This is a genomic window from Calothrix sp. CBUCES-K 9914 (assembly GCF_059640475.1).
The window spans coordinates 1-24,144 of sequence record NZ_JBXXZH010000145.1 but is presented as its reverse complement, the minus strand read 5'-3'; the positions used below and the strand labels follow the sequence as shown (position 1 = coordinate 24,144).

Below are 24,144 nucleotides of genomic sequence, written 5' to 3'. Positions count from 1 at the left end.
TATGTACTTGATACCAGTCACCAAAAGCACTACTTTTGATTGCAAAAGGATGTTTTCCAGTAAGCATTTCATACATCAGTACTCCCAAACTATAAATATCAGAACGAACATCTATTAACTTTCGTCCTTCCATGTGTTCGGGAGAACAATAAGGTAAACTGCCGATAAAAGATTCAGTTAGGGTCATCCCCGCGCGCTCGGTTAAAAACTTTGCAATGCCGAAGTCGAGAATTTTGACTACATCGCCATCTTTAACATCTTCTGCAATAAAAATATTTTCAGGTTTTATATCACGGTGTAAAACAGGATAAATTTCACCTTTTAGGCTAATGCCACGATGCGCGCATTGTAAACCTAAACAAATTTTATGAATAATTTTTAAAGATATTGAAATACTTAAAGAATTCGACTTAATCATAGCTTTGAGATTTTGTCCTTGCAGATACTCCATTACATAAAAAGGAGTTTTATCATCTGTAACACCATAACTAAGAACACGAGCAATATGCGGACTTTTCCGTCCTAATTGGGCGCCGATAAAAATTTCTCTTCCAAAGCGTTGTGATATCTGCTGATTATCAAGACTCAAAGTCAAAACCTTGATTGCTACTGGCATTCCACCCTTGGCAGCATCCTCAGCAAGGTAGACCCTACCCATTCCACCTTTGCCAATCAAATCTCTAATTAAATAGCGATTATTTAAAAATGTTCCGATGTATCCGTCCAACTCTGCCTTATGCATTGCTTCATTTTGGATATCCGATACCATAAAAGTACTCATAAATATAATTTCTCACCTTCTAGCTATAACTGGGATTAAATATATTTACTTTTCCAGTATAGCTTTGATCAAATCACATTCGGAAGAGTGAATCGAATAAAGCGCGTAAAACATAGTTGAAGCAAATATAAAATATATATATAGTCAATAAATAGTCTCTGTAAAACTATCTAAATCAGGTTTAACACATACTTCAAGCTATCCGTATGAGAAATTACACTGAAACATAAAAGCCGCTCTTACAGCGGCAATGATGACTTCAGTACATCTACTTATGTGTAAGCTGCTAAAGTGTAATCTAACTCTCAGAGGCAACTTTTTACTCTTGACCTGGAAGAAAACGACGTAGTAATCGTTGTAATAGCGACTTTGAAGCAGTTTTTAGCCTAAAAGCAAGGAATTGTGTACGCTGGATTGTCTGAAAATTATTATCGCTAACAAGAATTAACGTTGGTTGTCCATTCGGTAATAACCGACCCAGCGTCAAACCTTCGATATTATCGAGCGAAACATCGAGCTTACGTAAATCTAACAGTAGTTTTTTCTGGACAGGTTTGATATCCTTTGTGTCTACAGCCTTCATACTGTCAACATTATGTATGTCAGTAGCACCCTCAAGGGAAACTTGAAACAGCGAAATTGCGAAACCCAAACCTGTAAACGCGCGCTCAATACTGAGAAAATGCCCTTGATTATCAATCGCATGCAAGTCTGGTAGACCCTGAGCATATTTACCAGTAAGGTTAATCAATGGTTTTACCGCTTCAGTTTCGTACAAATATTCCTTTTCCAGTTGATTTGTAGAAAGACTGTATTGCAAAATTCGACAACGTGTGGCTACTCCTGCTTTCGCTTCAGAACCGTCTTGAATCAGTGCATTTTCGGTAGCTGAGAACAAATACTTATTATCAGGTGTAATGGTAAGGCTTTCAAGTGCCAAGTTGTTGCGAATACCTGTCTTACCATCACGTGAAGGCAAAAACTTATCAGAAATCGGTAAACTGCTAATTTCTTTACCAGAAGCAAGCGAAAATTCTTTGATAAACGGATTAATCAACTTTGCCGCATCACCTTCGGAAGATACAAACACACTTTCCCGATTCGTTATTGCAATTCCTTCTGAGTCAATCGTACCGGGGGCAAAATTCTGATTATTCTTATCTAATAATAGAGTAACCCCTACAGGCGCCACTCCACCCGAAATCAATTTTCCCTGACTCAAATCAATTCTTAAGGTATAAAAACGTGCTGGAGCTTTTTCACTGCGGTCATCTGAAATTGCATAATAAAGCTGGTTTTTATCATCATAAGTAATCCCAGACAACCCACCAATAGGTGTATTTTGAAAAATTGTCCCTGTTGGGATAACTGTTTGTCCGACAAAATCAATACCAGTAATCTCAACAGCGGACGAAGGTAAATTCAAAAAAAATAAACTAATAATGATAATTGGTATACAAAAGAAAACAATGAACTGTAAGCCTTTGTTTTTTCTGATTAGCTGCATAACCATACTCATATCGTTAAAATCATAAACACGATATCACATAAAAATATGAGCTTCGTGCCTCGACAATACCTAAGTACTAAACATGCTTTTTTAAAGAATTTGATTCAAAGAAATTAAATAACCAGTCTTTAACACAGCGTGTCGCGCGACAGTCATCTTCGTTATAGCGTTGGATAATTGAAAGCATTGCACGATTACCCGTTTTTAACCATTGGTCATACCAGTAAATACACTTAGCTCCACTTGCATCGCTATCACGCCACTCAAAACCTAACCACTTAGCAATCACTTTAAGCGCGTAGCTTTCGATGGGTAAAGTCACGCTTTTAATCAACTCCTCATAAATATCAACAAAGCGACTCAGTATTGGCAACACTACATCGTATTGAGTGCGGTATAATTTCGCTAACCGTTTTACGGTATCAAACTCGTACACACAAAAATGGTAAATCGGCGCCTCCGGGTATTGATTGACTAAATCCACGAACTGCTGCCAAACTAACCCTTCATCTTCGGGTTTTTCTGCCATAAAGGAATAAAACTGCTCTGTTTTCGCTACTTTATCAATGACTAAAACTCCCAACAAGTAATTAAGATTCAAATCTGGTTGCGCTTCGATATCAAAATACAACTCCACAGGGTAATTCTGACGAACATCTTTTACGGCAATTTGGCTTTGACGCAGCGAAGAAAGACTTGTATACGTATATGCTGATTTCAATACAGCATCGTCTTCGTCCACTTTCCGTATCGAGTCAGGAAGCAGCAACGCGCGATTTTCAGTAATTGATTGAGCTTGTATTACCAACTTCGGTGCAATATAACTGTCAAATCCGGGTAAATTTTCTAGATCAACTGGATTTGTATTAGCCAAAGATTCAGGAGTCCTAATATTCAGAGCTTGAAGTTGAGCATAACGAACTGGAGTCACTCCAGGCAACAGTGAGAGATGATGTGAAGCGCGCGCAACCTGATAACAATCATTGTACCAATGGCAAAGAGTGCATTTTTGGCGCGAGATAAAAATATCCGGTGCAGTCTCTGCTTCTAATGATTCGACGCAATTTGTTAAAATACGCTGCATCTGCACAGTCCATCTTCGCAAATCAACGTTATAACTCGTTTCTTTTGAGCGTAGCATCAAACAAGCAGTTGCTGGCTCCACTCCTTGCGTCATCTTTAATAGTTCAGCATGATATGCAGCAATAACTTGATACTCCTGTTTTGGACGCTTCCCAAGCTCAATAGTCGTTGGAATATACGTCCAATCCCCAAACCGTGATTTTCCTGGTTGCTTAATCAACAAATCGGGACAACTTACCAACGTATACCTGTGATTGGGAATAAAAGGAGAAAATAACGGCGCCGTGTAATTACTGAAAGAAGCTTCAATCAGTACAGGCAATGTATAAACATTATCGTTGTTGGAATCTAAAGCTGCAACTGCGACTGCACTCAACTCAGTATCAAAAACTTCCTCTAAGCTATTGCTTACCTGTAAATAAGTACGCCACTCAATATCAGCATAATCTGCCAGCATTACCCCTTGGTAAATACAATCAACACCTTGCCGCATCAATTCCAAAGTCTCCACAGCACCCACACGCCAATCGCCCCACCGATATCTCGGTCGAGTGTGCTGTATACGTCGTAAAATACCTTTTTGATGGATAATCTTATCTTGTTGAAGTTTAACCAGCAAATCAGTCGGTTCTGAGCGCTGTGTATGGTCACCGTGGATGTCTAAAAACGGTCGGCGCCTACAGCGTTGATATTGCAGCAACAGTTCAGCATTAATTAACATTCCTCTAGGCTAGCAAGAATTTGACTTAAATAGGAGTAACACAAGTAACTAAACTCAGTGTTCGTAAAAGCACATTATACAATCAATCCCAATCATGACCAATACTCATAAACAAACTACTGAGCTACAAACTCACCGCGCGCTGTTTCCAGCATTGGCAAATAAAACTTACTTTAACTATGGTGGACAAGGACCAATGCCACAAGCTGCTATCGACGCAGTTTCAGAAGCTCAAGTTCTTCTTCAGCAACTTGGTCCCTTTGGCAATGCAGCTTACAAGTGGATCAATCAACAAATCGCAACAGTCCGCGACTATATTGCATCTCATTTACATGTCCCATCCGAAACAATTACCCTCACTGAAAATGTCACCGTAGGCTGTAACATCGCGATGTGGGGTATTGATTGGCAACCGGGAGACCATTTGCTACTTACGGATTGTGAACATCACGCTGTAATTGCAATTGCCCAAGCTATCAGGTGCCGTTTTCAAGTTGAAGTCACAACTTGCCCAATTTTAACCGCAACTAACCAGCACGACATCATCGCCCAACACCTTCGCCCCAATACACGCTTGCTTGCTATTAGTCATATTCTTTGGAACACAGGTGAAGTTTTATCAGTTGATAAAATATCCCAATTGTGCCAATCCAATCAAACATTATTATTAGTCGATGCTGCACAGTCGTTCGGTTCAATGCCCCTTGATGTGAATCAATTAGGAGTAGACTTTTACGCATTCACTGGACATAAATGGATGTGCGGCGCCGCTGGGCTAGGTGGATTGTACGTGCGTCCGGAAGTGAAAGAAAATTTGCTACCAACATTTGTTGGATGGCGTAGTGTTATAACTGATACGTCTGGGCATCCACAAAACTGGCAACCGGATGGACGAAGTTATGAAATTGCTACTTCTGATATCCCATTACTCGCAGGAATACACGAAGCAATGCTAACTCACGACCAATGGGGAAACATTCAGGAACGTTACGAACAAATATTGAAAAACAGTGAGTACTTATGGCGCCAGTTACAAACTATTCCTGAAGTAAAGTGCTTGTTAAGCTTTCCACCGCAAAGTGGGTTAGTTTCATTTCAACTAACGTCCGCGCGACACGAGAAACTTGTTAGTTATCTAGAGAAACAACATAATATACTAACTCGTACTATCTTAAATCCTGACTGCGTGCGTGCTTGTGTACATTATTTCACCCTCGAATCGGAAATTGACGAGTTGGTTTCAACTATTCAACAATTTTGCACATAAACCCACACCCACACATCACACACCACACACCACACACCCTAGAAGGGTGAGGCTACACGAACAAAGCCTGCCTTCGCAGGCTAAGATACTTATTACTCCGTATTGTTGAAAAATATATATCTTTATTAAACACTCGATAACTCAATATTAATATGAAGTGTGTATTCGGGTGAGCCTCTGTGTTCTCTGTGTCTCTGTGGTAAAAATAAACAAACCGCTGCATGTCGCAAAGAACGCAAAGAAGGAATAATTATGCAACGTCCAACTATATATATAGCTATCACTAATCACGGCTTTGGGCACGCAACCCGTACTGCTGCTATTGCCGATACCATCCAAAAACTATTTCCCGAAGTTTTGCTAATTATGGTGACAACGGCGCCGCGATGGTTACTAGAATGTTATATTGAGGGTGACTTTATCCATCGTCCGCGCGCTTATGACTTAGGGGTAGTTCAAGCTGATAGCTTAACAATGGACAAACAGGCAACATTAGAAAAATTACTAGAAATCAAGAAAAACCAAAACTCTCTAATTGCCTCCGAAGTTAATTTTATCCGTCAAAACCGTGTTAACCTGATTTTGGCAGATGTTCCCTTTCTTGCGGCGCCAATAGCCAAGACAGCTGGTATACCCTGTTGGATGATGACTAACTTTGGCTGGGATTTTATTTATCGTGACTGGGGTGGAGAATTTATAGCTATTGCTGATTGGATTAGCGAATTTTACAGCAAAGCAGACCGCACTTTCCGTCTTCCTTTCTACGAACCAATGTCAATGTTTCCCAATATTACTGACGTGGGTTTAACAGGAGGTTCTCCACGCTACACTGCTGATGAAATTTGTTCGATATACAAAATTAATACTCCTAAACAAAAAACCGCACTACTTACCTTTGGTGGTTTAGGTTTACAGCAATTTCCTTACGATAATCTCAACAACTTTCCCGACTGGCAATTTATTACCTTTGATGCTTCGGCGCCAGACCTACCAAATATACTAAAAATTACAAACCACAAATACCGTCCCGTAGATATCATGCCTGTTTGCGGTCAAGTCATTTCCAAACCTGGTTATGGAACTTTTGCCGAAGCAACTAAACTCAATTTACCCATAACAACCGTCACGCGCGATAACTTCGCCGAAGCAGCATACTTAATCAAGGGTATTACTAATTACAATCAACACAAAATCCTCTTACCAAAAGAATTTTTTGAAGGAGATTGGGATTTTCTCAACCAACCATTTGACCAACCAAGTCTACCTCAACCAATTGCTAAAGATGGTAATGAAATTATTGCTCAAAATGTAATTGACTTTTTACAGCATTAAAAAAGCTGCCACGAGTTGGTGCGTGACGCTACGAGTTTTATAATAACGCAGTAAATTTTTTCGTAGCGTCACGCACCCTACGTTTTTGTGTGCCACTCGCTTTATTTTTGGTTACAGCCAATTTCCTACCAACACATAAGGCGCCCAGTAATAAGGATTTTCATCTTGTGTTAACACCGCTAGCTGTGCGCTTCTTAATGCTTGAGCTTTAGGTACATTTGTGTTAGCTAATGATTGATAAAATTTGCTCATAATTACAGCAGTTGATGCATCGTCTACTGACCATAATGTTGCTAAAGTGCTGCGGGCGCCTGCACGTACAGCAATACCAGCAAGTCCCAAAGTCGCGCGCTTGTCTCCAGTTGCAGTTTGGCAAGCGCTGAGAACGAGCAGTTCAATAGGACGAGACTCACTTTGAGAACGCAACCGCAGTAAGCTATCAAAATCTTTGACTTTTATAAGTTTTTCCCAAGCCAAAATAAATGTTTTATCAGCGTTCGAGCTAAATTCACCGTGAGTTGCCATATGAATTACTGTGTATGGCAACTTTTGAATTTGACTCTGTACATTGTCTTTGGTAAAAGTTTGGTTGAGAAGCTCTTTACTATTAGGTATTGTGGATTGGATTTTTTGTAGTTCTCCAGGTACATTTTGCAGTGGAGTAAATGAACGTCCATCAACTTGAAGCTTTTCGCTGACTCCACCTGCTAAAGCATTTAACTCTTTCCTTACTAGTGGTTTTGGGTCAATTAACTGTAAACCTGGTGCCAAACCAACAGCATATTTCTGAATTAAATACTGTTTTTGCTTTTGATCATAGAGAACAGCCATAGGAATGTTTCGTAGTGAACCATCTAAAACAAAAACTAATGTTTTAATTTTATAAGTTGCAAGCTCACTTTCAATTGGTTGAATCAACCAGCTATATACTTGTGATGACAATTTCTTGACATCGTTAGTTCTATCGGGTTCCCTCAGCATTTCCTGAAGTTGTTCCAAAACGCTTTCTACATCCTGTGAAGCTTTGTAAGTAGTGTAGTATTTGAGTTCCTGTTGAGTTGGTAATTTGACAATAATCCCTAAACGGTCTTTTAATATAATTGGATAAATAACTGCTGATGTTGTATCGGTTTTATCAACAATTTCATCGATTTGCTTGGCTTTTGGCAGTAAACAAGCTTCACGAAAGAAATTTTCTAACTCAGTTAATTGTAAACCTTCGATTGCTTCGCGCGCTAATTTTAAGTTTTCTTGAGTGTTGAGTGTTGAGCGCTGAGTGCTGAGTGCTGAGTGTAGTTGTTTCTGTAAGTCATGATTTTCTGGTTGTAGAAGTAAGTCTACAAATTGCCGATAAACAGGTTCAACGTTATCTCTAAAGGAAAACTGCACATCTGGATTTAATGCTACCAAGTCATTACGCAAATCTTTAAGTGTATTTACTGTTTCTTTATACGAACTAATCGCTCCTTTAATATCTCCCTTCATTCTTAGTATGTAACCTAATTGCCATTGCCATAAGTAACTTATATCTGTTGCTTTAATCTCCTGAGCTATTGCTAAACCTTGTTGAGTGAGCTTAATAGCATTATTTATATCTTGATTTTCCAAGTATACTGCACCCAAGGCGCCTAAACCATAAGCTTGAGAACGTTTATCGTCAATACTTTGCGCTTGTTGAATAGAAACAGCTAAAGTTTGAGCAATATCTTTCCAGCTAAAGTTGTTTGCTGCGGTAGCTTCTTTTGCACAAACTAAATGTTGTGCTAAATTGATTTGGGCATAAATTGCTGCCTGACTTTGTGGTATATTACTTAACTTGCTTTTTATTTGATTTGATAAATTTTGCACTTCCGTCCAATTCTGTAAGTCTTGGAAAACATTTAATTGATTAAGTTGCGCTTGAACTTGTGTGAGTGGTGAATTCGATGCACTTACAGCTTTACCGTATAATTCCGTAGCTTGATTGTAATATTTGACTGCAAGTGGATATTTAGTAATTTGGTGACTTTGACAGCGTACAGGTGTAAACTGTTCATAATTAGTATTTATTTCCTGTACGACTTCTCTTTTTGCTAAAGCTAACTGAGTATTACCTAAACTCATTAAAGCAGCACTGATGTGTGGAGGAGATTGTAATTTTGTGGCAATGTCGCGGCTTTGCTGTAATATTTGCTCAGACTTCTCTAAATAACCAGTTAGTTGCAAAACATTACCTAAAGAGCGTAACGCAGTTGCTTTTACAAGAGAATCTGTTTGTTTTTCAAGACGGGGATATATTTCTTCTATGTTAGCGCGCGCTTGACGGTACATCCCCAAAGCCTGCAGGGCTATACTTTGATTTATTAAACAACGAGTTACACCTACTTCGTCATTTATTTTACCATAAATACTTGCAGCTTGTTTCCATGTATCTAAAGCTTTTTCCGCGTCACCCAATTCTAATTGTATTTGCCCTTGAATATCTAGAGTTTCAGCAAGTATTTGTAGTATTGATGTTTTGTCCGCACGAATTTCTGATTTTGTCAATATTTGAAGACTTTGTGTAATATAACTCTCTGCTTGGTTTAATTTTCCAAGTTTTTTAGCAACCAAAGAGAGATTACTTAGTGTCATTGCTTCCCCTAACTTATCACCTGCTGATTTAAAAACTTGCATAGCTTGCACCAAAATCTCACTAGCGCGCGTTAATTCTCCTACTTCGTATAATTTTCGACCTTGTTCAACTAACGCTTGAGGATTCGACGAAATATCTGCTGCTTTTACAGAAATAAGGGAAAGTGGATGAATGTTACAGACTAAGAATAATATAGCGAAGAAAATAAATATTGCTTTGGCGCCGCGTTGCCGAATTTTAATTTTAAAAATTTTCTTCATTATCACCAGACCTCATTAATTTGAACGAACTGCATTATTAAACGTGCAAGCTGACACAGAACTGTTTATATGAATTAAATTAGGCTCCGAAGCTATTAATATTACCTCTCCATACTTATTTACTTTTCAAGCATTCACTTCTATTATTTGATTTTAAATTTTAAATTTTAAATTCTAAATTTTAAATTTTAAATTTTAAATTATTGGTTGATTTTTGCTGCTTACCTCCCCACTTTGTCCTCCTTCACCTCGGATACCCACCCAGTCAACTGTTGTAGTTAGATTACTGCTCCCGTGCTTCACAAGAACTCGATCGTAATGCCCCGCGTCATGTAATCATAAATGAATTACCTTTATATACAGGACATGCTTGAGGTGTTAAACGACTCTGGTCAGTAACTTCTAAAGGTAATTCTGTTAATCCCTTAGTTGGATCAATATCTGGTGTATTAATTTGTACAGTGCCGTTTAATTCAGAATTGGCGCCAGTTGCTGTAATGTCACTGTTGGGTGTAGGTGCATTATGAAACCGAGTACCTACAATACCTTGAGTATTGATTGTTATGCGACTATCGCACGAGTTTACTGAGTTGGCAGCAATATCACTATTTTCGCTTTTAACAGCAACTAGTAAAGGAGCTTTAACACTAATGTTACCACCATTACCAGTACCGGATACTGTTGCTGCTGTTATAGAACCTTGATTATTCAAAAAGATTGTTATATCTGCTCCAGCCGCTTATTTTGAAGACCCGTAACACAGCCCTCCTCGCCTATGCTGTACATTCAAGTTATAATCACTCACAATATTTGAACAAGTTCACGAATTTTATTAATCAAAAAATTCGTTTCTTCCAGATGATGCTTCTCTAGCTGTTTATACCGTTCTTCCCAAGACTTCGTTTCATCATCTTCATAAAGCTTGACTTTTATCCATTTATAGGTATTTAAAATTTCTTGCTTCTCTTCAGGTGTCATACTTTTATAACTTAAACTTGTCATCAGCTAGTCTATATATACTCACACTCATCTCGTCAATAAAATCAACCGCTTCATTCACATCACTACTTGGGTTAATATATTGATTCAAAGCTTTTTCAGCTAGCAACTTATAATCTGGATATAACTCTAAAAACTTTTCAAAAATCTCTTGCATTCTCCGAGTATAAAATGCTTCATCAACCATCACTACACCCAAACATAAGCGCAAAACCTTCTTACTTGCCCACCGCGCGCACTCCATTACATATTTAAGGTTATTTCGGTCTTCTTCATCAGGTTCAAGAATATCTTTTCGTACCTCCTCTAACGTTTTGCGATACTCAGCATTTAAAATCTTGGCTAATTGTACTCCTGGTGGATAAGATGAAAATGACGCTGTAATATCTTCACCGCAAACTAATACGCTGTCAGTTTTAAAAATAAACCTTAACCGTTTTGCATTTGGGTCATTTAAGTCCTTATCTTCTATACAACCAATATCTAGACGTGAAAGACTTGGATATTTTGGTTCAAATTCATCTTGAATAGCTTTTTCCCATAATTCATCTTCATTATTAGGCGCCCGTTGTAAGATGATAACTGTATCCATATCTGAAACCCCTGGTAAATTTTCACCTCTTCCAACACTACCTAAAAGATAGTATGCACGCAAGTCGGCGCCAAAATGGTTTGTTACTCTTGTTTTGAGTTTCGATAGCAAATTCAAATACTCAGGTGCCACCTTTGTAAGAGAAGATTGATTGGTAATTATACTCATAAATTTAATTAAGAGGTTTGATAAATGACCAGTAATAGATTTATAAAATTAATGAATTTTCTGACTCAGTTAGAACAGCACAAGATTTCTTATATATTAGCCCATCACCGAGATGAAGCAATCATCGTTACGGTAGCAGTTCCTGGGAAAAGATGGGAAGTTGAGTTTTCCATGATGGCTCGGTTGAAATAGAAAGGTCTACGAGCGATGGTAGAATTGAAGAAGCTGTTTTAAATAAATTATTTGCAGGTTATTTATAGTTTTTATAACAAATTATATTACAAAACCCCATTCATACTATGAAACACTATATGGGGAAGTTGACACACTCAACAGCAATAAACCAAAAACCGTTTTCTGTCCAACCATCGAGAAACGCAGCAAATTTTAGTTTATAATCATTATCATTGCTAATCTCAAATCGTTCGCCCACTTTAGCATGAAATAATCTTTGGCGCCATTGATAATCCTCGCTTACTTTATAAAGCAGCTCGTGAGCAATATCCGCAGCAATATCTTCAAGAGGAATACCCGATGTTTCTTGTTGAAGAATTGGGAATTCATCATCAAGCCACATACTAAAATAGCCCAGACCATGCTGAGTTGGTTTCCAACCTTTATCTAAAGCTAGGAGAATAACAGATTTTACCAACGAGGGAGTAATTAGGCGCCTTTGTGCCCATCTCCTATATTTATCATCCTTGTCAGAAACGTAAATATTATGGAATTTAAACCCAGCGTTAAGCCTTTGCCCTGAAAACTCGCTGTGTTCAATAATTAAATATAGATAACCATCACTTGGTGAGACAACCCATCTATAAGTTGTTTCGTTTACAGTAATTATTCGAGTTCCCTTTTTTGCCAATCCCATAAGTAATTTGAAAATAGTTATTGTATTGATTATGGTTGTAAGATATTCACTATTTTCTCGATAACCTCGTTAAGCTTTTCTGGTTTAACTTGACCTGCTGTTGAAATAATAATTTGTCTGTCTGCTGTAAATAATCGATTTGGTCTGATATGACTACTTTGTTTTAAATCACCTACAGCAAAATCATCCGATTCAAGAACAATTGCATAATCATCAGTGATTATGCGGCTAGTTATTTGACAGAGTATAAGGTCATTTCCCCGTAATGTTGCTATTATCAAAGCAGGCCGTCTTTTCGTTTGTGTTAAGTCTGAAAAAGGAAAAGGAACAATAACGACATCACCTTTTACAAATCTTTCCATGCTTCATCCTCTTCAGGTTTCAACCAATCTTTTGCAAGCGACGATTCACTCATTATACTTATCTCAATTTTTTCTTGTAAGTGTTTATTTTTGACAAATTGAACAAAATCGAGAATTTCTGTTAACAGATACTCCGGTGTTTGTTCTATTTCTTTAAGTAAAACGTCTTTTGTACTCATTTGGTCTCCATAAGAATTTATATAAATATACTATAATCAGATAATTTAGCCAATAACTGTAATTATTGTGTTTGAAGAATTGATTTCTGGGTAATTTTAATTAGAAAGCGTAAAGCTTCGTTAACTGCTACAGAGTTGGAAAATATTTCTGCAACATCTGGTTCTAATTCGATTGTTACCTTATTTGGATGTTTTCGTCCTAGTCCTCTTGCCACTACTGGTATACTGTTAAAATCATATTCGTCGCGTAATTCGTCTTCAAATTTGGAGTTATAATTCTGATTCATATACTTTACGTTCAAACGCGCGTTGCTATTCTTACACTAATCAACCAGGTAATTTGACCACACTCTGTATAAGATACAACCAATAATTGGTTTCGCGTTGATTTTCCCATTATAATAAATCGTTCGCGCGCCAATTGAGTGGTCTGGGTCTGGGAAGATTAAATAAACAGGGTCATCAAACACAGTTTTTGCTTCATCGCTCGTAAACTAAGTCTAAATTTTACCAGTTTGCAATATATTTATACTCAGCACTCAGCACTCAGCACTTTTCACTATACTAAAACCCTAAATCAGCTTTTGCTAATTCTGCTGCTGCAAATACTTCTTCGTCGTCTTTTTCTTCCCAAATTGGGTCTCCTATTTCGCGGTAGAATTGTTCATCGTAAGGACGTGTACGCACGACTACTGGCATTGGTACTGCGTGACCTAGAATTAGTGCTTGTTGTTTTGAGTCTAGTTTTGCTAGTACTGAGCGTAATGCAGTACCACCTGATACTCCTGTAAAGATTGCTTCGATGTCTTTTTCGTCGTTCAATAAAGCAGTAACGCGCGTTCCTATTTGAGACATAACTTCATTATCAATTCCTGATGGTCGCTGGTCTACTACTAATAGAGTTACAAAATATTTCCGCATTTCGCGCGCGATGGTTCCAAAGATAGTACTGGCAACAATAGCAGGGTCGAGGAAACGGTGTGCTTCTTCAATAGTAATTACTAATTGAGTCGGTTTATCTGCCACATTACCTGATTGGAGAAATTTCTCGGCTTTGGCTACATAATGTTGGTGTATACGACGTGTAATCATGTTTGTCACCAACATATACGATAACATGTCTGACTGCGAACCAAACTCAATCACAATGTTTTTACCAGCTTCAAGAGTTTTTAAAATTTGGTTGACATAATTCTGCGGACATGCTGAACGCATGTATTTTAAGTTCTCCATCCGTAACAGTTTACGCTGTAGTGCTGTGATAGAACCTTGGTGACCGCGCTTTTCTTCGCAAAATGTCTTGATTTCTTCGTTGGTCATGTTGATTAATTGAAGAATCCAAGATTTTCCAAATTCGGCAAAGAGTATATTCGCGTTATCGAGACTTGCTTCGGAAAGTCCAAGGTCACGACTACAAAGACGAATATCTTCAACTTCGATTTGGTCGTAGCTAAGGTATAATTCTTGAGCGTTTTGTACACCTCGACGTTTTGTAGATGCTGGGTCAAGGGTATATACTTCGACTTTATCGGGGAATAATTGCTTTAATCCTTTAACTGTACTGTATTGTTTACCTTCGCAAACGGCTTGCCATCCGTACTCGGAGTGCATGTCAAATATCAGGTTAACCCCGGCATTTTTGCGAACTATCCCAGCTAACAGTAAACGAGTTAAAAAAGATTTCCCAGTACCAGATTTACCAAATACGCCATTACTGCGTTCGACAAATCTGTCTAAATCGATACAAACCGGAACATCCATATCTAATGGTTTGCCGATAGAGAAGTTCTTGCGATGAATATCGTCTTCCCAACCAAAAACGCGACGAAAATCTTCTTCGGATGCTTCGTAAACTTGGCTAAAGTGACTGGGAATCGTTTTTACTGGTAACAATTCCATTGTTGTGCTGGTTTGAGGTTGAAACGATGCTAAACCATTTAATCCATTGGGAACAAACGGATTTGCAGATTTTCCATTCGTGAATGTTGGTTTCTCCTCAACTTCAGGAGTAAACATTAGCATCGGCGCCAGATTAATAGTCCCATAAGTACCACTACCTGCCAACACTTCGCGTAAAAAACTATCTTCCCAACTTGGAGGATTTGCAATAATTCGCTGGTTAGCAATACCGAGTGCAACATCAGTCAACATACAAAAGAAACGCGACCGCATCCCCTGCACTACTAAAAATTTCCCGACACGCATATCTTCAACTGAAATATCGGGGTGTAAACGCACTTCTAGTCCACCTGTAAGCGAACCTTGAGTAATTGAACCTAACGGCTGTCCCAGCTGCATGTTAATAAGCACATAATGTTCTCGATATATCTTAAATCGAATTTTAATTCTTATGTTAAAAAATCAAGAAAAAATGTACTATATCCAAAAATAGTTGTAAGGTGGGCACTGCCCACCCTACTTTTACCACAGATACGCAGAGAAAGTAGCGTCTAATCAATTTGAATTGAAGTAGGGGCGCCACCAGTTGAAACAGAAGTGTATGCTAAGGGTTTACGGTAGCGCGCGTACAAATTATCACGCCAAGTAAAAAAGCGTTGGTAAGCCAAATTATTCGCTAATTCGGGGACACCTTTACCTCTAACACCAATTGGCAAATCTAAATAATCACCTTCAGGGAATTTTAACAATATAGATAAACCTGCAACGGCAAAGTCGGCTAAAGTCGGCTCATCTCCGGTTAAATAAGGACTATCCTGCAATATTAGACATAATGCTTCCAAATCCTGCTTTAAGTCTTCGGTTGCGCTCTTAATTGCGTCTTGGCTATAACCAACTCCCAAACCCAAAGCTTTGAACAAATCACTTGGCACCCCCTCTACCAATGTTCTTAAGATATCAGGTGTCGTTGTTGGTAGCAAAGATTTGCGGAAATACTGGTCAGTACTAATGGCGCCGAATAAAGCCTTTCTTCCTTTTATACCAATCGACTCATCAGCCCATTCTTCCATCATCAAGGTTAAACCGCGACGCTTAGTGTCCAATGGGATGAGCGGACGGTCGGGATATACGGAGTCTAGATATTTTGCAATCTCAGTAGAATCCACAATATATCTACTACCATCCTTAAGCACTGGCACTTGCCGCTGTCCAGTTAGCCGAAATAGCTCAACTTGTCCGATACCGGGTGTAACTTCGATTTTACGGTAATCAAGCCCTTTGTAATCCAGAATCAATCGCACCTTTTCTGAGTATTGCGATAGTTCAAATTGGTACAGTTCTAGCATTTTGTATTCCCTACTACTAGTTGGCTCGTAGATTGTACAATTTTATCTTTAATTTCAGTTTATTCGATTCATAATTATAGGTTGGGGTGATTTTTACACCACAACTATCGAGCGGTATAGTTAATCGAGATTAAGGATAGATTATTACAGTAGCTCATACACAAACCATAACATCAATAATAATTGTTGGCTAAATAACACTCATCCCTAGAATATTATCCCGTAAAATTTAAATAATAGGAACAATTTTATAACTGCATCAGTCCTGTACGATTTTGAGAGCTAGTGCAGGCGACTTAGACATTTCAATATACAATCAAATATTAAAAATATGTATTAAATTTTACTTAAATATTTTGATAGATATAGGCTGTTAATCGAGCCAAAGTGTAACCATAAAGGCACTTTAGGCTTGATAAGCAAAATAAATTTAATACTAATTGTTTAATACTGATGTATATATTTTGACTTTGAGTTAAGATTATATCTGTTGGTACTTTTTTGGTAGGTGCTGAAGACACAACAAAAGTCCCAAGCAGCTTTATTGGTAATGCCAGCACTTGCGACTAGACACGTGTATATAGACAATTTGTGCAGGCGCCTACGGTAAAATCGCTCGTGTTGGATATATGTTTATCATCAATACCAATTCTTTTTAAGTAAAAATATTATTTCAATTTTGTTAGATATTGTGCGTAAAAAAATGTTATATATCTTCTATGTAATGTGTGGAAATCTAAGCCAAATATAGATTTATGAAGGTTAATAACAGCAATTTGCTGCCCTTTTTGGCTGGCGTAGTGGGAGTAACGGGCATTGGTGTCTTGATTAACTTGCCAGCAGGCGCCCAAGGAAAACTCAATCCGAACCCCAGTATTTTTTCGGAGACAACCTACAGTCGCAGTGAGCGCGTACCGACCAATACACAGTATGTACCGAGCGAACCAACACTCGATACACAAAAGGAAAATTCTAAGAAGAAGAAAAAAACCCAGCCCCAAACTGCTCAGACGACAACTCCAGGGGCAAAATTAAATCCTAACCCTGGTATTTTACAGGAGTGTCCATACAACCGTAGCGCTTGTCCTGGTGGTGGCGCCTCTGGTTCTACATCAACTACAAAACCAGCACCTGGTGGTGAAACTCCTCCTAGTGGAACAACACCCGAACCAACACCTGAACCAACACCTGGTACAACACCTGGTACAACACCTGAACCAACACCTGGTACAACACCTGGTACTAAACCTGGAAGTCAAAGCGACTCAAACAAAAACATTATTGCCCTTGCTGAAGCAAACGGTTCTTTCAAAACCCTAACCAGAGCACTCAAAGCTGCTGGACTAACTAAAACCTTACAAGGAAAAGGTCCTTTCACCGTCTTTGCACCAACAGACGCAGCGTTTGCTGAGTTGCCACAAGACGCAGTTAGAGACTTGTTTAAACCAGAAAATAAAGAAGTGCTAGTAAAAATCTTGACCTACCATGTGGTATCAGGTCAGGTACTTTCTACCGACTTAAAACCTGGCGAAGTTAAGAGTTTGCAAGGTGGACCCATTGGCATTAAAGTAGACCCTGCTACTGGTGTAAAAGTTAACGACGCAACAGTTGTTCAACCTGACATTAAAGCCAGCAACGGTGTAATTCACGTTATAAACAAGGTAATTTTACCTCCTGACCTCTAAAAATTTCTACCTTAGGTCGGGTAGAGCGTAGCGACACCCAACATCTTAATAATCCCGGTTTCGTAAAAGTTACCGGGATTTGAAGAAGTCCATAGTCAGGTGCCATATAAATCTCCGCTTTTTCGTGCCAACTATTACTCAATAATCATGATTTGCAGTGGACGGGGGCGATACATTGTAAATAGTCACTTCGATGATGTAAATGCTTACCAGCCATTACACGACCAACTAAAAGACCTTGGGAAATTTTACCTAATTCTCGTTCATTTTTGTTTTTTCTACTAAATAAGACAATAAAAGGTTTGTAATTTCTTGCTCCAACTGTCCATTACTCAGCAATTCTGGACGCTCAATTACTGCTGCATGAGTCAAAGCTTCAACTGTACGCACTAAAATAAATACTGTTAAATCAAGATTTTGCGGCTGAATTTGGTCGCATTTTTGTTCTAGGTAAGTACGAAGCAAACCCGTAACTCCCTCTTCTAAATTCGTGTTGTTGATGCGGGGTACTTGTTCATTAAGCACTTTATGCAGCATTGGATCAACAGCATGAGCTGCAATACACGCTTTTACTAACTCGTGCAAAATAACTTCGATTGGCGCCTCTGATAAATCTTTCAGTTTTGATTCGATAATCTCCATCATTGTATTTACATGCTGTTCAGCAAGCGCTGTTACCAATGCTTCCTTATTTGGGAAATATTGATACAACGACCCGATGCTGACTCCAGCTAGCTCTGCAATTCGATTTGTATTTGCTTTTTCGTAACCAAATTGAGTCAAAATGCGAGTAGTTGCAATCATAATGGCTTCAACCGTAACTTTCGAGCGGTCTTGTTGCGGTAATTTACGGGGTGTTGTACGAGTTTTGCTAGGCATCTGGGTGAGGCAATTAAATGCGAGTTGATTTGAGTGAACGACGTTTATACAATATGAGTAATAGCTCACATTTTACCAGGCAACTCTAGTTTGTTGCTTACATATCTAATAGGGAGGGCATTCAAATGATTTTAGTTACTGGCGCCACAGGTAGTAACGGTACGGAAATTGTAAAGCGTCTCGCGGCACAAAACCTTAAAGTACGCGCGATGGTTCGCAACCGAGAGCGAGCTATTGTGATTACAGAACCTAACGTTGAAGTTGTAGAGGGTGATTTTGAGCGTCCTGAAACTTTGCTGAACGCACAGAGGGGTGTGGAACGAGCGTTTCTGCTAACAAACTCATCGGAGCGCGCAGAAGCACAACAAATTGCTTTCATTGATGCGGCGCGCAGTTTTGAAACATTTGCACATGACTATATGACGCTATTTAGCTAACAGTTGTCATCAACTGAGGATATTTGCAATTTCTACCAAAAGATAGTTGATTACTTCTTCTAAACAAGGCGTTAATTTACTGTTAGGCAAAACTTGAAGTGCCTGCAACAGTGCCTACAACAAGCTTAAATTAATGAGTAAAACTCGCTTCTTGCAATCACTAATTTCTGTTGATTCTACAAAAATAGCAATTTTCAATGGTCTTCGTACAGCAATAGCTGTTGGTGTTCCATTAATTATAGGAGTAGTAACAGACCATACTCTAACTGGAATGACTATTGCTGTCGGCGCCTTACTTGTATCTTTAACTGATGTTGGTAGCCCTTATCAAACAAAAACTGTTGTGATGATAACGGCAACAATTGGAGTTGCTATTTCAGCATTTATAGGAACACTTGTTGGTAAATATATTTGGCTTGCAGTACCTTTAATGTTTTTTTGGGGTGTTGGTGCAGGGTTTGCGGGTGTATATGGTAGTGTTGGTACTGCAATTGGTTTGGTTGTTTCCATTGCTTTTCTAAGTGCTATTTATCTACCTAACAACTTAGGCGTAGCTTTTGAGGTTTTTATACAGAATATTGCTGGAGGAGCATGGGCAACGATACTATCACTCTTTTTATGGTTATTCAAACCTTATCAGCCTATTCAAAATGTAGTTTCTAACTGTTACAGTTCTTTAACAGGATTAATGACAGCGTTCGATGAGATTATTAAACAAGGGTCTATATCCAATGAGCAATCGGAACACATTATAGAATTAGAGCAAAAAGCAAGAGACGCATTGGAAGTAGCTCGTTCTCAATTAATAGCAGTCAGATTAACACAGCACGGAGCTAATGTTGCAGGTGAGCATTTGTTAGTACTATTTGAAATTGCTAACCAAATGCTTGATACAACAATAGTGTTAACACAATTGCTCGAATCTGTTAATCAAAATCAAATTGCCTCTTTTCGGATGTTAGTCAAAGATGCATTTAATCAAATGGCACTTACGTGTGGCACCTTGGTATTGGCAGTTAAAAATGGCAACGCTACCGCTGTTGAGACCGAGAGTATGAATAATATAATTGCGACTCTTGAACAACAACGGGGTAAATTGCGAATAATGCTTGCCGAAGCCCATACTAGCAATATTGCTCAAATTGCAGAGAAATTAATTGAGTATATACTTGTTGCGGTTGATACAGTTAAATGTCTTTGTGTTGGTTATTGGAAAATTGATGATAGTAAAATTCCACCGTTTAATCAAGACGCGATATATCGCGTCTCTACATTATTAACACCATTGCGGGCAAATTTTACTTTCGAGTCAGTGATATTACGTCATGCGCTGCGTGTGGGTATAACTACTGCATTTTCTATAATTGTATATAACCTTTTTCACCTGCCACATGGTTTTTGGATAACACTTACTGTTGTTGTCATTCTCAAACCTGATTTTGGTAGTATATTACAACGTGCGTTTCATCGTATGGGTGGCACTATTATAGGCGCCGTTTTAGGAACTGTTTTAGCAATTACAATTCATAGCAAGTTTATACTGCTAATTTTTATTATTTTAATGACGTTTTCTGCTATTTCACTAATAACTGCTAACTATGGTTATGCTACTATTTTTATTACTCCGCTTGTAGTGCTACTATTAAACCTTGTAAACCCTGATGTAGAAGATTGGCAACTAGCTAGCACTCGGATACTCAATACAATTATTGGTGGTGGACTTGCATTAATAGGAGGATACTTGCTTTTCCCAAGTTGGGAACGATTACGTTTTCCAAGACAACTTGCGCGCGCTATAACAGCAAATCAAGTTTATAATCAACGAGTACTAACTGCTTATTTAAATCAAGAAAATGTGCAAGAAATTTGGGAAGCGCGCAGACAAGCAGAACTAGAAAATACGAATACTGCTGCATCTTTTCAGAAACTTGTAAGTGAGCCAAAAAGCTATTATGGCTCTGTTGAATCTTCAATGGTTATAATTATCTGTTTAGAGCGTTTCTTTGAAATTAATACAGCACTCTTTGCAAAACTTCATGGTTTTGATAAACAGCTTCAACTACCTGACTTAGACAAATTTACTCTCTTAATCAAAGATGTATTTTCAGACTTAGCAGATGCGATTGAAAATAGGCGCCAACCACAACCGCTTCCTCCTTTAGATAGAAAATTGGATAATATTCACATTTATTCAGAAAAACTAGTTGAACAACGTAATATACCTACACACAACGCAGTTATAAACTATGCTTTTGTTAGTATGTTACTAGACAGAATCGTTAATCAAGTTGCAGTTATGCATTCCAAAGTCGGCACTACTGATTCTAACTAAAAATACTACACACAGGAAACTATATATGAACGAGCTACAAGCAATTTTACAAGCCTTTGAATCAACTCAAAATGGTGAAACAGTATTTCTCGCAACTGTAGTTAAAACTCAAGGTTCAACTTACCGTAGACCTGGCGCCAAAATGTTAATTACTTCTACAGGTGAAATGGTAGGGACAATTAGCGGTGGTTGTTTAGAAAATGATGTATTAGAGCATACTCGACAATCAATGTCAAATTCAAAAGCTATTGTTGTTACCTACGATAACACGGCGCCAGAAGATATTATTTGGGGTTTTGGTTTAGGTTGTAATGGTGTAGTGCAAGTTCTCATAGAATCTTTAGATAAAGATAATACGATGAATGGATTAGGTTTTATAGGAGAGTGCTTTAGTAACAACCATTTTGGTGTAATTGCTACCGTTTTTGATACTCAAGGAGAAGTAAGTATTAAAATAGGTGCCCGTTTGTTTCTTTATGCTGATGGTAGTATTAGCACTGATGTTAAAGATATAATTTTAACTAAATCTTTGATTACTGATGCACAGACTGCTCTTATCAATCAAAAATCTACAGTCAATAAATATTATTTACCAAACGGTAATACAGAAGTATTCATCGAAGTTATTCAAACTCCTACTCCCTTATTGATTTTTGGTGCAGGTCGTGACGCTGTACCTGTAGCAAAGTACGCGAAAACACTTGGCTGGCACGTTACGGTTGTTGACTGCCGTGCGAGTAATGCCACTTATGAACGCTTCCCAATGGCTGATGAAATAATTCTCGCACGCCGAGAAACCATACATCAAGTATCTATAACTGAACGCACAGCCACTGTAGTTATGACGCATAATTATCTTGACGACATCGAAATTGTCAAGATGTTGCTTTTATCTTCTAACCGTTATGTAGGAGTTTTAGGTGCAAAGCAACGTATCGAACGATTATTAGCTGACTTGCGTGCGGCAGAAACAATTTACACGTATGAGATGCTAGAAAAATTACACGCTCCAGTTGGTATTGATATTGGAGCAGAAACTCCAGAAGAAATAGCAATGGCAATTATTGCTGAAGTTCAAGCAGTACTCTCTAACCGCAATGCAAGCTTTTTGAAAAATCGTACTTCGCCAATTCACCAACCTAATAATGCATTAATAAAAACGCAAAATCTGATAACGGTATGATATTGCACCAAAACCTTTCTTTGTGTGACTATACTTTTTGTGGCGCCAATATGTTAGTTTTGGCTACCCGTTATCTATAACAATTTGAACAACGGTGTACTGTCAAAGCTTATATCCAGCGTATTGGCACAATCTTTATATATATAGATATATATATATTTATCTATATATCTATATATCTAATTGGTGTCAAGCTATGCATAAAATTAGGATTTTAAATCATACCTACGATATATATTGATTAAAGCGTATAAATTAGCTTTATCTAACTAAAGATAGATAATATAATATCCTTGACTTTCAGAGTTGATAACTGGGGTAAAGTATATTTCAGTGTTTTATCATGCTAAGATAATTGTAGAGGAATCTCTACGTTTGCAAAGGTTCTAGCAATAAGGGCACTCGCCGTTCAAGTCGGTGCGAATGACGGGAGTCAACGCAGCTTGGCTAGCGAAAACGATTAGAGAGGATTGAACTTTAATGAATAACAACCCTTCTGCTATTCCTGCACAATGTCCCTTCCGTGGGACACGTATCGGTGGCGCGCTCGGTTCTAAGCCGCAAACTGATGATTGGTGGCCAAACCGACTTCAGGTCGAGCTGCTTCACCAGAATTTGCCCCAAGCAAACCCGCTGCGAGATTTTGATTACAAGGGAGCCTTCGAGAAGATTGACTTTGAACAGTTGAAGAGCGACATCAAAGTGCTGCTAACGGATTCAAAAGAATGGTGGCCAGCTGACTATGGTAATTATGGGCCTCAAATGATTCGTATGGCGTGGCACGCCGCAGGCACTTATCGGATCGCAGATGGTCGTGGTGGAGCGAGTCAGGGTATGCAACGCTTCGCACCCATTAATTCGTGGTGGGATAATGGGAACACAGATAAATCACGACGGCTGCTATGGCCAATCAAGCAGAAATATGGTGCAGCACTAAGCTGGGCTGATCTAATGACTCTGACTGGCAACTGCGCGCTCGAAATCATGGGGTTTAAGACCTTCGGTTTTGGTGGCGGTCGCATTGATGCCTGGGAGGCGGATCGTGCGACATACTGGGGACCAGAGTTCTGGAACGGCGATCCGGTTAACGATGTCAAAGAACACCCTGGTCATCCTGACGAGATGGTTACTCGCACTATTCGGTGGGTTGGGAAGCCGAACGAGGAATACTACGACCTTGAAAACCCGCTAGCAGCTTCGCACCAAGCGCTAATTTACGTCAATCCAGAGGGTCCAAACGCTGAAGGCGACCCCTATGGCTCGGCGCGAGACATTCGCGAGACTTTTGCGCGTATGGGCATGAATGACGAAGAAACTGTCGCGCTCATTGCAGGTGGTCATGCCTTTGGCAAAAGTCATGGTATGGTCTCGCCGGACAAGATCGGTCCGGCACCCGAAGCTGCGCCGATTCAGGCTATGGGCTTGGGGTGGCAAAACCCTGAAGGCACTGGGTTTGCCCAATATACGATGACGAACGGGATCGAAGGATCGTGGACTCCAAACCCAACCCAGTGGGACAACAGTTACCTAAGCAATCTTTTTAAGTACGATTGGGAACAAACAAAGAGTCCAGTAGGTGCCATTCAGTGGAAGCCGAGCAATCCTGATGCGCCAAAGACACCGGATGCCCATCGGCAGGGCGTT

General features: G+C 38.9%; 22 protein-coding genes. 8 read left to right on the top strand and 14 right to left on the bottom strand.

The features are described from left to right. From AC2JBO_RS27420 to AC2JBO_RS27410, 3 genes are all read right to left on the bottom strand, one after another. Positions 1-781, bottom strand: a 781-nt coding sequence (locus AC2JBO_RS27420; protein WP_496956795.1) for a serine/threonine protein kinase, incomplete at its 3' end; no start/stop codon positions are given. A gap of 319 nt (positions 782-1,100) precedes the next feature. Beyond that, entirely contained in the window at positions 1,101-2,288 is a 1,188-nt protein-coding gene (locus AC2JBO_RS27415) for an esterase-like activity of phytase family protein (RefSeq protein ID WP_496956794.1), read from the bottom strand. Between the two features lie 79 nt (positions 2,289-2,367). Continuing rightward, positions 2,368-4,095 carry a TM0106 family RecB-like putative nuclease gene (locus AC2JBO_RS27410; RefSeq protein WP_496956793.1) on the bottom strand — a complete coding sequence of 576 codons (1,728 nt, stop codon included), beginning with the start codon at positions 4,093-4,095 and terminating at the stop codon, positions 2,368-2,370. Positions 4,096-4,189: 94 nt separating this feature from the next. Between AC2JBO_RS27410 and AC2JBO_RS27405 the strand changes: the two genes are divergently transcribed. After that, positions 4,190-5,362, top strand: a complete 1,173-nt coding sequence (locus tag AC2JBO_RS27405) for an aminotransferase class V-fold PLP-dependent enzyme (RefSeq protein WP_496956792.1) — start codon at positions 4,190-4,192, stop codon at positions 5,360-5,362. Positions 5,363-5,614: 252 nt separating this feature from the next. Then, the gene (locus AC2JBO_RS27400; RefSeq protein WP_496956791.1) at positions 5,615-6,694 is read left to right on the top strand and encodes a glycosyl transferase; all 1,080 of its coding nucleotides are present in this window, start codon (positions 5,615-5,617) and stop codon (positions 6,692-6,694) included. Between the two features lie 111 nt (positions 6,695-6,805). Here AC2JBO_RS27400 and AC2JBO_RS27395 read toward each other — a convergent pair whose 3' ends face one another. The 4 genes from AC2JBO_RS27395 to AC2JBO_RS27380 form a co-directional block, all read right to left on the bottom strand. Beyond that, positions 6,806-9,568 (bottom strand): CHAT domain-containing protein, encoded by a 2,763-nt coding sequence (locus AC2JBO_RS27395; protein ID WP_496956790.1) that lies wholly within the window; start codon positions 9,566-9,568, stop codon positions 6,806-6,808. A gap of 328 nt (positions 9,569-9,896) precedes the next feature. Beyond that, the gene (locus AC2JBO_RS27390; protein ID WP_496956789.1) at positions 9,897-10,280 is read right to left on the bottom strand and encodes a hypothetical protein; all 384 of its coding nucleotides are present in this window, start codon (positions 10,278-10,280) and stop codon (positions 9,897-9,899) included. A gap of 89 nt (positions 10,281-10,369) precedes the next feature. Next, positions 10,370-10,546, bottom strand: coding sequence for a hypothetical protein (locus tag AC2JBO_RS27385; protein ID WP_496956788.1), 177 nt, complete (start codon positions 10,544-10,546; stop codon positions 10,370-10,372). Between the two features lie 4 nt (positions 10,547-10,550). Next, a complete protein-coding gene (locus tag AC2JBO_RS27380) occupies positions 10,551-11,327 on the bottom strand; it encodes a nucleotidyltransferase domain-containing protein (protein ID WP_496956787.1) in 777 nt (258 codons plus the stop codon). Positions 11,328-11,351: 24 nt separating this feature from the next. Here AC2JBO_RS27380 and AC2JBO_RS27375 point away from each other — a divergent pair, with 24 nt between their 5' ends. Then, the gene (locus AC2JBO_RS27375) at positions 11,352-11,519 is read left to right on the top strand and encodes a hypothetical protein (RefSeq protein ID WP_496956786.1); all 168 of its coding nucleotides are present in this window, start codon (positions 11,352-11,354) and stop codon (positions 11,517-11,519) included. A 115-nt stretch (positions 11,520-11,634) separates the two neighbouring features. On the opposite strand, the gene AC2JBO_RS27370 is transcribed toward AC2JBO_RS27375, so the two are convergent. From AC2JBO_RS27370 to AC2JBO_RS27345, 6 genes are all read right to left on the bottom strand, one after another. Beyond that, a complete protein-coding gene (locus AC2JBO_RS27370) occupies positions 11,635-12,198 on the bottom strand; it encodes a hypothetical protein (RefSeq protein ID WP_496956785.1) in 564 nt (187 codons plus the stop codon). A gap of 29 nt (positions 12,199-12,227) precedes the next feature. Beyond that, positions 12,228-12,560, bottom strand: coding sequence for a type II toxin-antitoxin system PemK/MazF family toxin (locus AC2JBO_RS27365; protein WP_496956784.1), 333 nt, complete (start codon positions 12,558-12,560; stop codon positions 12,228-12,230). Beyond that, positions 12,545-12,739: a DUF2281 domain-containing protein gene (locus AC2JBO_RS27360; RefSeq protein ID WP_496956783.1), complete on the bottom strand. Its 195-nt coding sequence runs from the start codon at positions 12,737-12,739 to the stop codon at positions 12,545-12,547. Before AC2JBO_RS27360 ends, AC2JBO_RS27365 begins: the two co-directional genes overlap by 16 nt. 62 nt (positions 12,740-12,801) lie before the next feature. Continuing rightward, entirely contained in the window at positions 12,802-13,026 is a 225-nt protein-coding gene (locus AC2JBO_RS27355) for a hypothetical protein (protein WP_496956782.1), read from the bottom strand. Positions 13,027-13,303: 277 nt separating this feature from the next. Beyond that, a complete protein-coding gene (locus AC2JBO_RS27350; RefSeq protein ID WP_496956781.1) occupies positions 13,304-15,037 on the bottom strand; it encodes a helicase HerA domain-containing protein in 1,734 nt (577 codons plus the stop codon). 152 nt (positions 15,038-15,189) lie between these two features. After that, positions 15,190-15,984 (bottom strand): glutathione S-transferase family protein, encoded by a 795-nt coding sequence (locus AC2JBO_RS27345; protein ID WP_496956780.1) that lies wholly within the window; start codon positions 15,982-15,984, stop codon positions 15,190-15,192. Between the two features lie 755 nt (positions 15,985-16,739). On the opposite strand from AC2JBO_RS27345, the gene AC2JBO_RS27340 reads away from it, so the two are divergent. Continuing rightward, positions 16,740-17,669: a fasciclin domain-containing protein gene (locus AC2JBO_RS27340; protein WP_496956779.1), complete on the top strand. Its 930-nt coding sequence runs from the start codon at positions 16,740-16,742 to the stop codon at positions 17,667-17,669. A gap of 252 nt (positions 17,670-17,921) precedes the next feature. Here the strand turns inward: AC2JBO_RS27340 and AC2JBO_RS27335 are convergent, their stop codons facing one another. Next, on the bottom strand, positions 17,922-18,548 hold the full coding sequence (locus AC2JBO_RS27335) for a TetR/AcrR family transcriptional regulator (RefSeq protein WP_496956778.1): 627 nt from the start codon (positions 18,546-18,548) through the stop codon (positions 17,922-17,924). A 125-nt stretch (positions 18,549-18,673) separates the two neighbouring features. Here AC2JBO_RS27335 and AC2JBO_RS27330 point away from each other — a divergent pair, with 125 nt between their 5' ends. The 4 genes from AC2JBO_RS27330 to AC2JBO_RS27315 all read left to right on the top strand — a co-directional run. Continuing rightward, positions 18,674-18,985: an NmrA family NAD(P)-binding protein gene (locus tag AC2JBO_RS27330; protein WP_496956777.1), complete on the top strand. Its 312-nt coding sequence runs from the start codon at positions 18,674-18,676 to the stop codon at positions 18,983-18,985. Between the two features lie 133 nt (positions 18,986-19,118). Further along, the gene (locus tag AC2JBO_RS27325; protein WP_496956776.1) at positions 19,119-21,317 is read left to right on the top strand and encodes an FUSC family protein; all 2,199 of its coding nucleotides are present in this window, start codon (positions 19,119-19,121) and stop codon (positions 21,315-21,317) included. 25 nt (positions 21,318-21,342) lie between these two features. Next, positions 21,343-22,500 (top strand): XdhC family protein, encoded by a 1,158-nt coding sequence (locus AC2JBO_RS27320; RefSeq protein WP_496956775.1) that lies wholly within the window; start codon positions 21,343-21,345, stop codon positions 22,498-22,500. 480 nt (positions 22,501-22,980) lie between these two features. Further along, a partial coding sequence (locus AC2JBO_RS27315) for a peroxidase family protein (RefSeq protein WP_496956774.1) occupies positions 22,981-24,144 on the top strand: 1,164 nt, incomplete at its 3' end.